This is a genomic window from Streptomyces sp. DSM 40868, from assembly GCF_011820545.1.
GTDB lineage: Bacteria > Actinomycetota > Actinomycetes > Streptomycetales > Streptomycetaceae > Streptomyces > Streptomyces eurythermus.
In genome coordinates, this window is record NZ_CP050504.1 from 4,629,491 (window position 1) to 4,641,720 (window position 12,230).

Consider the following 12,230-nt stretch of genomic DNA (forward strand, 5'->3'; position numbering starts at 1 on the left):
CGGCTGGGGAGGCTGGGACGCGGCAGGGGTCACAGGGCGAGCAGCAGCAGCGCGGTCAGCGCGGTGCAGCCCGCGCACACCGCGAGCACCACGGCCAGGCAGCGCTGCCGCAGTTGCCGGTAGCGGTGCTCGTACTCGGCCCGCAGCGACACGCACCGGGCGGCGACGCGCTCCAGGTCGGCGCGGGCCCGGCGCAGGGCGTCGGCGGTGTACTGCCGCTCGACCTCCTCGCGCTGGGCCGTCGTCAGCCAGTCCAGGGGGCCGGTGAACTCGCGGGCGCGCCGCTCCGCCTCCGCGACCCGGGCCTGCCACAGCAGGTAGCCCTCGACCTCGTTGCCGAGGTCGCCACCCGCTCCCGTCCCCCGCTTGCGCAGGCCGCTCATCCGCGGGGCCGGTCGCTGGTGGCGATCTCGTAGCCCTCCTGCTCCCGCGCCGCGATGTCCGGGTGGTGCAGGTCGAAGGCCGGGGATTCGCTGCGGATACGGGGCAGGGTGACGAAGTTGTGCCGGGGCGGCGGGCAGGAGGTGGCCCACTCCAGGGAGCGGCCGTAGCCCCACGGGTCGTCCACGCCGACCGGGGTGCCGAACCTCGCGGTCTTCCACACGTTGTAGAGGAACGGCAGCATCGACAGGCCCAGCAGGAAGGAGCTGATGGACGACAGGGTGTTCAGCGCGGTGAAGCCGTCGGAGGACAGGTAGTCGGGGTACCGGCGCGGCATGCCCTCGGCGCCCAGCCAGTGCTGGACCAGGAAGGTGCCGTGGAAGCCGACGAAGAGGGTCCAGAAGGTGATCTTGCCGAGGCGTTCGTCGAGCAGCTTCCCGGTGAACTTGGGCCACCAGAAGTGGAATCCGGCGAACATCGCGAAGACGACCGTGCCGAAGACGACGTAGTGGAAGTGGGCGACGACGAAGTACGTGTCGGAGACGTGGAAGTCCATGGGCGGCGAGGCGAGGATGACGCCGGTCAGCCCGCCGAAGAGGAACGTCACGAGGAAGCCGGCCGCCCACAGCATCGGTGTCTCGAAGGAGAGGCTGCCCTTCCACATCGTGCCGATCCAGTTGAAGAACTTCACCCCGGTCGGCACGGCGATGAGGAAGGTCATGAAGGCGAAGAAGGGCAGCAACGCCCCGCCGGTGACGTACATGTGGTGGGCCCACACCGTGACGGACAGGCCGGCGATGGCGATCGTCGCGGCGACCAGGCCCATGTAACCGAAGATCGGTTTGCGGGCGAAGACCGGGATGATCTCGGTGATGATCCCGAAGAACGGCAGGGCGATGATGTAGACCTCGGGATGCCCGAAGAACCAGAACAGGTGCTGCCACAGCAGGGGCCCGCCGTTGGCCGGGTCGTAGACATGGGCGCCGTAGATGCGGTCCGCCGCCAGGGCGAACAGCGCGGCGGCCAGCACCGGGAAGGCCAGCAGGACCAGCACACCGGTCAGTAGCACGTTCCAGGTGAAGATCGGCATCCGGAACATGGTCATGCCGGGGGCGCGCATGCAGATGATCGTGGTGATGAAGTTGACGGCGCCGAGGATCGTGCCGAAACCGGAGAACGCCAGGCCCAGGATCCACAGGTTGCCGCCGAGTCCGGGGGTGCGGGTGGCGTCCGACAGCGGGGTGTAGGCGAACCAGCCGAAGTCGGCCGCGCCGTTCGCGGTGAGGAAGCCGCCGACCGCGATGAGCGAGCCGAACAGGTACAGCCAGTAGGCGAACATGTTCAGCCGGGGGAAGGCGACGTCGGGCGCGCCGATCTGGAGCGGCATGATCCAGTTGGTGAACCCGGCGAACAGCGGGGTGGCGAACATCAGCAGCATCACGGTGCCGTGCATCGTGAACATCTGGTTGAACTGTTCGTTGGAGATGATCTGCAGGCCCGGACGGGCCAGCTCGGCGCGCATGAGCAGCGCCATCACCCCGCCGAACAGGAAGAACGCGAACGACGTCGTCAGATACAGCGTGCCGATCGTCTTGTGGTCGGTGGTCGTCAGCCACTTCACCACGACGTTGCCGGGCTGCTTGCGCCGGACCGGCAGCTCGTTCTCGTACGACTCCTCGGCCGCCGCGCCACCGCCCTGGGGTTCGTTCAGGATGCTCACAAGTCGTCCGTCTCCCGATGCTCGCGTCCGCCCGTGCCGTGACGGCGGTCCACCCGCCATCCTCACCGTCCCAACGAGCCCCGGGGGGTTGCTGAGCGGCCGATGTACGGCCGTCCGGGTGAGCGATACACCCGAACGCAGCAGCGCACCGGTCGACGGCCCCGGCCGGGAGGGTCCCGGCCGCCCCCTAGAGGTGAGTCCGGAGGGCGGCGCTGGGAGGCTGTTCGAAGCCGAGTGCCGGGGAGCGGCTGGGTCAGATGTGGCCGAAGAAGATGCTGCCCGGGGCGTCGGGGTCGTTGGAGAGGAAGTGCTCGCGCACCGCGCGGATGAACTCGTGGCGGGAGATCGCGCCGTCCCCGTCGGTGTCCAGCCTGTGGAACAGGTCCATCGTCTCCGGCGAGTTGTCCTTCCAGACGTCCCGCGTCAGACGGGCGAACTCGTCCCTGCTGATCTCGTTGTCGCCGTCGGCGTCGACGATGTCGAAGATCGCGTGGCCGCCGCCTTCGGTCACGTTGAGGCGGCTGGTGTCGATGACCGCGAGGCGGTTGGCGAGGACGAACTGCTCCTTGGAGAGCCGGTCCCCGTCCGCGCCCGCGTGGCGCAGCAGCTCCAGCCAGTAGATCTGGCAGAAGGTCTGGAGCGCCCTGGCCCGGCGGTCGTCCTTGGAGAGCCCGTACCCCTGGATGTAGCGGTCCGCGAGCTTCTGGTAGTCCGTCCAGTCGAGGTAGCCGTCCTTGTTGGCGTCCATCTGGTCGAAGGTGCGCTCGAGCTTGACGGTGATGATGTCGTGCACCGCAGAGGTCATGGGCATCCCTTTCCGTGATCAAGTCCGCTGACCTGTTCAGGGTCGGTCACCGCCTTGTGCCAGGCGCCGGAATGCCCAGGTGATCACCCGATGGAGTGATCATTCCCCAGTTCAGCACGACCTCCTGATCCGGCTGCCGGCCCGCCGAGCGGGGCCGGGGGAGGCGGTGGCGGAACCGGATCCGTCCCGGGTGTAACGCGAGCGCACCCCCACCGCGTGTAAGAGACGACGCCGGCCACGAGAGGACACACGGTGAGGGAAGCACCCCCGGACTACCTGGAGTTCGCCGTCGCCCGCAGCGGGCCGCTGTTCCGGACGGCCTGCCTGCTCACCGGCGACTGGCACCTCGCCGAGGACCTGGTCCAGGAGACCCTCGCCAAGATGTACCGCTCGTGGTGGCGGATCAACCGCGCCCAGTCCCCGGTCGCCTACGCCGACACCGTGCTGGTGCGCACCTTCGTCTCCCAGCGCAGGCGCCGCAGCTCCACCGAGCGCCCCAGCGACCGGATGCCCGACACGGCGGGGCCGGCGCCGGACGCCGAGCTGCGGATGGCCCTGCTGGACGGGCTGGCGCGGCTGACGGCCCGGGACCGCGCCGTGCTGGTGCTGCGCTACTGGGAGGACCGCTCGGTGGAGGAGACCGCGCAGGCGCTGCGGTTGTCACCGGGCGCCGTCCGTACCCGGAGCACCCGGGCCCTGCGGCGGCTGCGCGATGTGCTCGGCACCGAGCTGGCCGACCTGACCACCTGACGAGCGCGGCCCGCCGGCGCCCGGCGCCGCGGCCGACGTGAAGAACGGAGACCCAGCATGTCCCGCGACGAGGACTTCGAGACCGGGCTGGCCCGCGCACTGCGCCGGACCGCCGGCGAGTTCCCGCCTCCCTCCGCCGACCTGGTGCGGCGCTCCGTCGGCCGGGGCCGCCGCAAGCGGTTGGCCGCCGCCGTCCGCGTCACCGCCGCGGCCGCAGCCGTGGTCGCGGCGAGCGGCGGACTGCTGGCCCAGGTCCCGCTCGGCGGGCACGGCGACGGCACCCCGGAGCGGCTGCGCACCGGCACCCAGGCCCGCGTCACCGGGCAGCCGCAGTCCCCGAAGCCCGCGCCGCCCAGCGGCGCGGAGATGGTCCGCACGCTCTCCGGACTGCTCCCGCCCGGCGGTACCGTCTCCGCCGCCGGCGGCCGGGACGGCCGGGCGGGTGACGACATCGTCTGGCCGATGGCCAAGCTCACCTACACCACCGCGCGGGGCAGCACCGCCCTGGACGTGACCCTCACCCGGCCGACCCCCGGTGTCCCCGCCGGCCGGCAGAGCCAGGGCGGCTGTCTGCCGGCGCAGGTGCGCCCCTACGACCGGTGCGCCACCGAGAAGCTCCCCGGCGGAGCCGTGCTCACCACCGTCAAGTCGTTCACCTACCCCAGCCGGGACACCGGCCAGAAGCGCTGGTACGCCGTGCTGACCGCCGCCGACGGCGCCGAGGTGACGGTGCAGGAGTTCGCCGGCGGCGGGGAGAAGGAGGCGTCCGGCACGGCCGATCCGCTGCTGTCCCTCGCCGAGCTGTCCGCCATCGCGCGCAGCCCCCGCTGGGACAGCGCGCTCGCCGCGCTGCCCACCCCGCCGCGCGCCCCCGCCACCGGCGGCGAGGCGGTACCCGGCGACCGCATGACCCGGGTGCTGAAGTCCCACCTGCCCCACGGCGGTACCGTCTCCGACCTGAACGCCGATGACGGGCTGGTCCAGCTGGTCTACGACGACGGCCACGGCCGGAACATGGTCGAGGCCGACGCGCAGTACGACATGGCCGACGCCCTGGCCGGGCACATGGGCTGCGCCGGGGTGGCCGGTGACTGCCGGTCCGAGGCGCTGGGCGACGGCACCCGCGTCAAGACGGTCCGAGGCCGGTCGGAGAAGGGCGGCTCGGCCCAGGTGTGGCAGGTCGACGTGCTGTACCCGGACGGCCGGCGGGTGGTGGCCCGCGAGGTGAACTCCTACGCCGAGGCCGGCCCGGTGACCCGGCCCCGGCCCGCGCTGAGCCTGGAGCTGCTGCGGGCCATCGCGCTCGACAAGACGTTCTTCACGGGCTGACCCGGACGCGTGGACCGGGGGCCGGGTCGGTCAGCCCGCCCAGTCGAGCAGGCGTTCGCCCGTCTCGGGGGCCCGTAGGCGGCCGAGTGATTCCTTCTCCAGCTGGCGGACGCGTTCCCGGGTCAGGCCGACCTGTTCGGCCACCTGTTGCAGGGTGCGCGGGTGCCCGTCGTGGAGGCCGTAGCGCAGGCTGAGGATCATGGCCTCGCGCGGGGCCAGCACGCCCAGCGCGTCCCGGAGGTCCTCGGCGAGCGCCCGGTACTCGGCGACCTGGGGCGCCTGGAGGACGTCGGTGGCCGGGATGAGGTCGCCGACCACGGTCTCGCCGGTGTCGTCCACGGGCGTGTCCAGGCTGATCGTCTGCCGGCCGACCCGGCGCAGCCAGGCGACCCGGTCCTCGGCGAGGCCGCTCTCCCGCGCGACCTCGTCGTCCGTCGGCTCGTGGCCGATGCGCAGCTGGAGCTGCCGCTCGACCTTCGCCAGCTTCTGCAGCTGCTCCACGACGTGCATCGGCAGCCGGACCGTACGGGCGTGCTGGGCGAGGCCCCGCTCGATCGCCTGGCGGATCCACCAGGTGGCGTACGTGGAGAACTTGAAGCCCTTGGTGTGGTCGAACTTCTCCACGGCCCGCATCAGCCCGAGGTTGCCCTCCTGGATCAGGTCCAGCAGAGGCACCCCGCGGTGGGCGTGCCGTTTGGCGATCGACACCACGAGCCGCAGATTGGCCCGGATCATGTGGTCCTTGGCGTGCCGGCCGTCCCGTAGGGCCGCCTCCAGCTCCTGGCGCCGGTGCGCCGGGAGACGGTGCGCGTCGTCCCGCTCCAGTTCCCCGGCGGCGTACTGGCCGGCGTCGATGAGTCCGCCGAGGCGTACCTCGTCCTCGGCGTCGAGCAGGGGGGTCGCGGCGATCTGGTTCAGGTACTGGCCGAGCAGATCGGCCTCGTCGCCGGTTTCGGGGACCCGGCTCCGCGGGCGGGCGGAGCGGGCCGCGGTACGGCGGCGCTGCCGCGGGTCGGCCGTGGTGGTGCGTGCCGGACCAGGCATTGTCTTCCGGCCTCCGACTCCTGTCGCTTCGGCTCTGTGCGCCAGAGCCCGGGCTTCGGCGACCGCCGGGTACCCGGCACGGCTCCCGGGATGCGTACCGGGCGCCTCACCGCTCCCAGGTGGCGTCGGCGAACGCCAGCATGTGCGGGGCGGACAGGGCGTTCCACGGATCGGCGGCGGTGGTCAGCAGCCAGCGTGCCGCGTCGGCGGGTTCGCCGGGCGGTACGACCAGCAGTTCCCGCTGCTCGCCGGTGCCGGTGTCCAGGAGGATGGTGTGCGCCTCGGTGTCGACGGCCGACAGGGAGACCAGGATGAGGTGGCCGGGGGCCGGCACCCGGTGCGGGACGTCGGGCCAGGCGGCGGTGTCCACGGTGACGTGGACGACCGTGCCGAGTCCGGCGGCCAGGGCGCCGGCCAGGGCCGGCAGTTCCAGTTCCAGCGCGTCACAGCGGGGCCACCAGGCGCCGTCCAGCGGGCCGTGGCCGCCGTCCGGGGTCAGGGTGAGCCGGGGGAGGGGCATCCGGTAGGTGTGCGCCCCGGCCGGCGGGTGGTGCCCGGCGGGGCTTCCGTTCCTGTCCATGCGTACGATCCCGTCCCGGACGGACCTCGCGGCCGCCCGTTTGCGTCGTGGCGCCGGGGTGGGGCCTGCTAGGCCAGCGGGGTCTCCGCCCAGGGCAGCGTCGAGGGCTCGCGGTGCTCCGGCGGGCGGGGCGCCGCGGCCTCGTGGCAGGTGAAGCCGAGCCTGGTCAGCGCCCGGCTCACCTCGGCCGCCGTGAAATCGCGGCGGTCCTGTCCGGTGATGACCTGCCCGACCTGCTTGACCGGGTAGACCCGGCTGCCGACGGTCACGCAGACGCCGACGGCGGGCTCGGGGGAGACGCCCTCCATCGACTGCTCGACCTCGGACTTGGTCAGGTCGAAGGGGAAACGGGCGATGACACAGCGCATGGTGCCTCCAGCGGAGCGGTCGGGGTGGGGATGGGGCCGCCGGGGGCGCGGTGCCGCCCGGCGGTCTCGGGGTGCCGGCGGGTCAGCGGCTCCCCTCGGCGGCGGGACGTCCGGACGGCGCGCGCCGGGCTCCCCGCCCCCGCCGGGACCGGCCACGCCCGGCGGCCCCGGCTGCGCCGGTGCGCTGGGGGCGTTCGGCGGCCGGCACGGTGACGGTGACGGGCACGCCGGAGGGCGTGCGGGCGCCGGTGATCCGGTTCAGCTCGGGCTCGCCCGGGCGTACGCGGGTGGTGCGGGCGGTGATGCCCGCGGTGCTCATGAGGCGGTCCACCGCGCGCCGCTGGTGCGGCAGCACGAGGGTGACGACCGTGCCGGACTTGCCGGCGCGGGCGGTACGGCCGCCGCGGTGCAGGTAGTCCTTGTGGTCGGCGGGCGGGTCGACGTTCACCACGAGGTCGATGTCGTCGATGTGCAGGCCGCGGGCGGCGACGTTGGTGGCCACCAGGGCCGTGACGTGGCCGTCCTTGAACTGGGCGAGGGTGCGGGTGCGCTGCGGCTGGGACTTGCCGCCGTGCAGCGCCGAGGCCCGTACGCCGACCGACAGCAGGTGCTTGGCCAGCCGCTCCGCCGCGTGCTTGGTGTCCAGGAACATGATCACCCGGCCGTCGCGGGCGGCGATCTCGGTGGCGGCGGTGTGCTTGTCGTCGTCGTGGACGTGCAGCAGGTGGTGTTCCATCGTGGTGACCGCGCCCGCCGACGGGTCGACCGAGTGCACGACGGGGTCGTGCAGGTACCGGCGCACCAGGAGGTCGATGTTGCGGTCCAGGGTGGCGGAGAACAGCAGCCGCTGGCCGTCCGGGCGGACCTGGTCGAGCAGGGCGGTGACCTGGGGCATGAAGCCCATGTCGGTCATCTGGTCGGCCTCGTCGAGGACGGTGACGGCCACGCGGTCCAGCCGGCAGCCGCCGCGGTCGATGATGTCCTTGAGCCGTCCGGGGGTCGCCACGACGATCTCGGCGCCGGCGCGCAGCGCGGACGTCTGGCGGCCGATCGACATGCCGCCGACCACGGTGACCGAGCGCAGGCGCAGTGCCCGCGCGTAGGGGGCGAGGGCCTCGGTGACCTGCTGGGCCAGCTCCCGGGTGGGTACGAGGATCAGGGCGAGCGGCTGCCGGGGCTCGGCCCGCTGTCCGGCCAGGCGGGCCAGCAGGGGGAGTCCGAAGGCGAGGGTCTTGCCCGATCCGGTGCGGCCGCGGCCCAGGACGTCCCGGCCGGCCAGCGTGTTCGGCAGCGTCGCCGCCTGGATGGGGAAGGGCGCGGTCACGCCTTCGGCGCGCAGCGCCTCCCGCAGGGGCTCGGGCAGGTCCAGGTCGGCGAAGTCCTCCACCGGCGGCAGCGCCTCGGTGAGGGTGACGGGCAGGGCGAACTCGCCGCCGGGTGCCCGGCGGGCTCCCGGGTTCCTTCCCTGGGGGCCCTTCGCGCGGGTGGTGCTCCGGGCGGACCGGAAAGGGGCGGAGTCGTTGCCGGTACGGCGACCGGTACCGCCGGTGGCTGCGGCGCCACGGCTGCGGCGGGTGCGGTTCATGATGAGGAACCTCCTCGATGTGCACGGCACGTGTCGAGGAATTCCTTTCGGCGGTACGCAACCGCGGCAGAATTCACAAGAATGAGCCGAAGTAAGAGCCGGAGGGCCGGGAAAGGGCCGTCGGCGGGTAAAGGGGCCCGGCGTCCGCCGGGCAAACGGACCGGGGCCCGCACCCCAAGAGCGCGGGCCCCGACCTCGTAGAACGCGTCAGCGTCAGGCGGGAACGATGTTCTCGGCCTGCGGGCCCTTCTGGCCCTGCGTGACGTCGAAGGTAACCTTCTGGCCTTCCTGAAGCTCGCGGAAGCCGGAGGTGGCGATGTTCGAGTAGTGCGCGAACACGTCGGCGCCGCCGCCGTCCTGCTCGATGAAGCCGAAGCCCTTTTCCGCGTTGAACCACTTCACGGTGCCAGATGCCATATTGAATCTCCCTAGGGGCATGCCGTGATCCGCACTGTGCGGATCCCGAGTCGCCGCGATGATCACCCCTTAGGGGCCCGGAAACTCCGGGAAATCAAAACTGCAACTGTTATCACGATAACACGGCCCGGCCCGACACACCCAGCTTTTTTGTCTCCCGGTCCCGGTGGGGCGATATTCTGGAGCGGCTCCGCGGGAAAACCTTTCGGCGCGCTGCGGGCAATTCTCCAGTGGCGGGGACAGATATGCGGCGTGTCCAGCCGTGATCAGCGGCTGTCGCCGGTGCCGGGTCCGTCCGGCCGGCGGCGCAGTTCCTCGTTGTCCCGCAGCGCCTCGCCGAGCCGGTCCTCGAGGTCGATGATGCGGCACGCGGCCTCGATGGGGGTGCCCTGGCCGACCAGCTCGCGGGCCCGGGCGGCGATCCGCAACTGGCGGCGGGAGTACCGCCGGTGGCCGCCCTCCGAGCGCAGGGGAGTGATCAGCCCCGCCTCGCCGACGGCCCTGAGGAACGCGGGCGTGGTGCCGAGCAGGTCGGCGGCGCGGCCCATCGTGTAGGCGGGGTAGTCGTCGTCGTCCAGATGGCCGGCGGGCGGGTGGTCGGCGGGCATGGCACCTTCGGTTGGGGGCGGGGGCGTGTGGCCCCCGGTACCCCTCACCCTAACGGCGACGCGTACGCGTATGTGGTGCCGCCACGACAGATTTGCCGTGGGCGGGCCCCGCCGGCCGGCAACCGGCTCCCGGACACGCCCCGCCGCGCATGGCGAAACCGCCGCTCCGGGGGCGGCTTCGCGGTCCCCGGAGCGGCGGTTTTCGGTCTCATGCTGGCTGTTTCCGGACGCGGCAAGATCAAACTCTTGGCAGATACACCCAATATCGACCCACAATGCCTCCGAGCATGCGGCTGGAGTTACTGGGCGGTACGCCTGAGTGTCCCGCTCACGTTCACGACCTCGTGGCACCCCTGCGCCTGGCGCCCGGTAGCCGGAGTGCCGGGCTTCTCGCAGGTCACTTCGACGGTCACGGTGTCGTTCTCGGGGATCTTGATGGGGGTCACCCAGTGGTAGTCCTGGTTGCGGAAGGTCTCCAGCGCGATGGTGGTGATCTTGCGGTCCCCGAAGGTGATCGTCATCAAGCCCTCGTCACCCTGGAAGTTGGCGATGACGATGTCCGTGACCTCGAAGACGCTGTCCTCGGGCACCGGATACGTGCCCGGCTTGGTCTGTCCGCGGGTCGACTGGACGTCGATGGTCTGCGAGATCTGTCCGTCGCCGACCCCGGTGCCGTTGCCGACCGACGTGCCGTCGCCGCCCGCCCCGCCCGGACCGCCCGTGCCCTGGCCCCCCGAACCGGCGCCGGGTGCCGTCCCCTTGCCCGTACCCGTACCCGTGCCCGTACCGGGAGCGGTGCCCGGGGTCTGCCCGTCCGCGCCCTGTTCCCCGGCGGGCGTGGGCCGCGGCTGGACCGCCTCGGTGGCCGCTTCCTTGGCGGCACTGCGCACCGCCGGGCGGACCAGCATGAACCAGGCCAGCAACAGCGCGAGCAGCGCCGCGAGCAGGGCGAGCAGCCACTTGGGGAAGATCGGGATCTGGACGAACTCGGCGTCCAGCGGCGTCCGTACGGCGGGCTCGTCCGGCCGGGGCGCGTCCTGCTCGCCGGTCTCGGCGGCGTCCACGGTGAACGGCCACACCACCGGGGCGCCGAACCACACCGGCTTGCCGGTACGGACCCGCAGGCCGATCTCCGCCGACTCGCCGGGCTCCAGCGGGTGTTCCGCCGGGGTGAAGGCGAACGCCAGCTCCTCGCCAGCCTGTCCGGCGGTGAAGCCGACCCGCACGGGGGTGTTGCCCTGGTTGCGCACCGCCAGCCGGTACCGTCCGCGCAGCCAGCCGCGCCGCCTGCGCGGGGCCAGCTCGCTGTGCAGCTCGTGGAACGCCCCGATGCGCACGGTGGTTTCCAGCACCCGCACCGACTCGGGGTGCTCGGCGGGCAGCACCCGTACCCCGAGGGGCACCTCGCCGGCCCGGACCTCCGGGGACCGCGGGGGCTCCAGCCGCAGCGTCACCGTCTCGGACGTGCCCGGATACAGGGAGACCCGCGCGGGCTCCACGGTGGTCCAGGCGGCGCAGTCCCCGACGATCTCCAGGCTGTACGCCTCGACGATGTCGCTGTCGTTGCGCACGGTCACGGTGGTCGTGGCGATGTCCCCCGGCGCCACGACCACTTCCGGAATGTCGAGTCCGGGAGCGCCGGGGCTGGAAGAGGCTGCAGAAGGCGTCACGCCAGCACGGTAGACCGGGCCCGGGCGCCCCACGAGAAGCGCGAGGGCAATGCCCGGGCAGTCGTGGTGCCCCTGCGGTCACCCATCAACTCCCCGAGGGTGGCGGACCGTTGACCGGCCGCTGTCCCGGGTGCGCCGTCCCCCGGCGCTCGTCCCCGCCCACGCACCACCCCGACCAGCACTCATCAGACAGGTACCCCTCATGTCCAGCTTCGAACAAGGCGGTTCGGCCGTGCCCGACGCCACCTCCGCCGGGCCGGCCCCGGCCTGGGCCTCACACCGGACCCCTTCCGCCGACCGTCCCGAACGGGTCACCGTGGCCGTGTACACCGCCGACCCGGTGCTGCGCCTGGGCGTCGTCCAGCAGCTGCGCCAGCGCCCCGAGATCGACCTGCTCGCCGACGCCGACGCCGAGCGGGCCGAGGTGTCGCTGGTGGTGGTGGACCAGGTCGACGACGACGTGGCCGCGCTGCTGCACCGGCTGCGGCACAACACCGCCACCCGTACCGGCCTGGTGGTCGCCACCCTCGGCTCCGGCTCGCTGCAACGCGTCATCGAGTGCGGGGTCGCGGCGGTGCTGCGGCGCGCCGAGGCCGACCAGGACCAGCTGCTGCGGCTCGTCCTCGCCATAGCCAACGGCGAGGGCGTCCTGCCCGGTGACCTGCTCGGCAAGCTCCTCAGTCACGTGGGCAGCCTCCAGCGGTCGGCGCTCGATCCACGGGGGCTGTCCCTGTCCACGCTGACCACCCGGGAGGCGGACATGCTGCGGATGGTGTCGGAGGGCCTGGACACCGCGGAGATCGCCCGCAAGACGTCGTACTCCGAACGGACCGTCAAGAACATCCTCCACGAGGTGATCACCCGGCTCCAGCTGCGCAACCGGGCCCACGCGGTCGGCTACGCGCTGCGCAACGGGCTGATCTGACCGGGCGGCCCGACCGCACAACCGCTGATACGACCGGACGGCCCGACC

Annotated in this window: 13 protein-coding genes; 3 read left to right on the forward strand and 10 right to left on the reverse strand. The window is 72.4% G+C overall.

Annotated features, from left to right (window positions below; all coding sequences use genetic code 11):
* Positions 1–29: 29 nt before the first annotated feature.
* The 3 genes from HB370_RS21110 to HB370_RS21120 form a co-directional block, all read right to left on the reverse strand.
* Positions 30–383 carry a hypothetical protein gene (locus tag HB370_RS21110; RefSeq protein WP_030780577.1) on the reverse strand — a complete coding sequence of 118 codons (354 nt, stop codon included), beginning with the start codon at positions 381–383 and terminating at the stop codon, positions 30–32.
* A complete protein-coding gene (gene ctaD, locus HB370_RS21115; protein WP_030780574.1) occupies positions 380–2,101 on the reverse strand; it encodes a cytochrome c oxidase subunit I in 1,722 nt (573 codons plus the stop codon). Before ctaD ends, HB370_RS21110 begins: the two co-directional genes overlap by 4 nt.
* 253 nt (positions 2,102–2,354) lie before the next feature.
* Positions 2,355–2,906: an EF-hand domain-containing protein gene (locus HB370_RS21120; protein WP_030780572.1), complete on the reverse strand. Its 552-nt coding sequence runs from the start codon at positions 2,904–2,906 to the stop codon at positions 2,355–2,357.
* Positions 2,907–3,158: 252 nt separating this feature from the next.
* On the opposite strand from HB370_RS21120, the gene HB370_RS21125 reads away from it, so the two are divergent.
* Together HB370_RS21125 and HB370_RS21130 are read left to right on the forward strand one after the other, a co-directional pair.
* Positions 3,159–3,656, forward strand: coding sequence for a SigE family RNA polymerase sigma factor (locus HB370_RS21125; RefSeq protein ID WP_030780569.1), 498 nt, complete (start codon positions 3,159–3,161; stop codon positions 3,654–3,656).
* A gap of 57 nt (positions 3,657–3,713) precedes the next feature.
* Positions 3,714–4,985 carry a hypothetical protein gene (locus HB370_RS21130; RefSeq protein ID WP_030780566.1) on the forward strand — a complete coding sequence of 424 codons (1,272 nt, stop codon included), beginning with the start codon at positions 3,714–3,716 and terminating at the stop codon, positions 4,983–4,985.
* Between the two features lie 30 nt (positions 4,986–5,015).
* Here the strand turns inward: HB370_RS21130 and HB370_RS21135 are convergent, their stop codons facing one another.
* The 7 genes from HB370_RS21135 to HB370_RS21165 all read right to left on the reverse strand — a co-directional run bounded on the left by HB370_RS21135 (position 5,016) and on the right by HB370_RS21165 (position 11,257).
* Positions 5,016–6,029 (reverse strand): sigma-70 family RNA polymerase sigma factor, encoded by a 1,014-nt coding sequence (locus tag HB370_RS21135; protein ID WP_030780563.1) that lies wholly within the window; start codon positions 6,027–6,029, stop codon positions 5,016–5,018.
* A 106-nt stretch (positions 6,030–6,135) separates the two neighbouring features.
* Entirely contained in the window at positions 6,136–6,609 is a 474-nt protein-coding gene (locus tag HB370_RS21140) for a DUF5994 family protein (RefSeq protein WP_244405586.1), read from the reverse strand.
* Positions 6,610–6,677: 68 nt separating this feature from the next.
* On the reverse strand, positions 6,678–6,977 hold the full coding sequence (locus HB370_RS21145; RefSeq protein WP_030780557.1) for an SCO5918 family protein: 300 nt from the start codon (positions 6,975–6,977) through the stop codon (positions 6,678–6,680).
* An 82-nt stretch (positions 6,978–7,059) separates the two neighbouring features.
* Positions 7,060–8,562 carry a DEAD/DEAH box helicase gene (locus HB370_RS21150; RefSeq protein ID WP_037701325.1) on the reverse strand — a complete coding sequence of 501 codons (1,503 nt, stop codon included), beginning with the start codon at positions 8,560–8,562 and terminating at the stop codon, positions 7,060–7,062.
* 213 nt (positions 8,563–8,775) lie between these two features.
* A complete protein-coding gene (locus HB370_RS21155) occupies positions 8,776–8,979 on the reverse strand; it encodes a cold-shock protein (RefSeq protein ID WP_007383480.1) in 204 nt (67 codons plus the stop codon).
* A gap of 266 nt (positions 8,980–9,245) precedes the next feature.
* Entirely contained in the window at positions 9,246–9,587 is a 342-nt protein-coding gene (locus tag HB370_RS21160) for a MerR family transcriptional regulator (RefSeq protein ID WP_030780551.1), read from the reverse strand.
* Between the two features lie 299 nt (positions 9,588–9,886).
* Positions 9,887–11,257, reverse strand: a complete 1,371-nt coding sequence (locus HB370_RS21165; RefSeq protein WP_244405588.1) for a hydrolytic protein — start codon at positions 11,255–11,257, stop codon at positions 9,887–9,889.
* Positions 11,258–11,459: 202 nt separating this feature from the next.
* On the opposite strand from HB370_RS21165, the gene HB370_RS21170 reads away from it, so the two are divergent.
* Positions 11,460–12,182 (forward strand): response regulator transcription factor, encoded by a 723-nt coding sequence (locus tag HB370_RS21170; protein WP_051815575.1) that lies wholly within the window; start codon positions 11,460–11,462, stop codon positions 12,180–12,182.
* The last annotated feature ends 48 nt before the right edge of the window (positions 12,183–12,230 follow it).

Coding starts and splice junctions, on each gene's coding strand:
- HB370_RS21160 (WP_030780551.1), bottom strand. CDS start 9,587: ATGCCCGCCGACCACCCGCCCGCCGGCCATCTGGACGACGACGACTAC.
- HB370_RS21120 (WP_030780572.1), bottom strand. CDS start 2,906: ATGACCTCTGCGGTGCACGACATCATCACCGTCAAGCTCGAGCGCACC.
- HB370_RS21130 (WP_030780566.1), top strand. CDS start 3,714: ATGTCCCGCGACGAGGACTTCGAGACCGGGCTGGCCCGCGCACTGCGC.
- HB370_RS21170 (WP_051815575.1), top strand. CDS start 11,460: ATGTCCAGCTTCGAACAAGGCGGTTCGGCCGTGCCCGACGCCACCTCC.
- HB370_RS21135 (WP_030780563.1), bottom strand. CDS start 6,029: ATGCCTGGTCCGGCACGCACCACCACGGCCGACCCGCGGCAGCGCCGC.
- HB370_RS21145 (WP_030780557.1), bottom strand. CDS start 6,977: ATGCGCTGTGTCATCGCCCGTTTCCCCTTCGACCTGACCAAGTCCGAG.
- HB370_RS21150 (WP_037701325.1), bottom strand. CDS start 8,562: ATGAACCGCACCCGCCGCAGCCGTGGCGCCGCAGCCACCGGCGGTACC.
- HB370_RS21155 (WP_007383480.1), bottom strand. CDS start 8,979: ATGGCATCTGGCACCGTGAAGTGGTTCAACGCGGAAAAGGGCTTCGGC.
- HB370_RS21140 (WP_244405586.1), bottom strand. CDS start 6,609: ATGGACAGGAACGGAAGCCCCGCCGGGCACCACCCGCCGGCCGGGGCG.
- HB370_RS21110 (WP_030780577.1), bottom strand. CDS start 383: ATGAGCGGCCTGCGCAAGCGGGGGACGGGAGCGGGTGGCGACCTCGGC.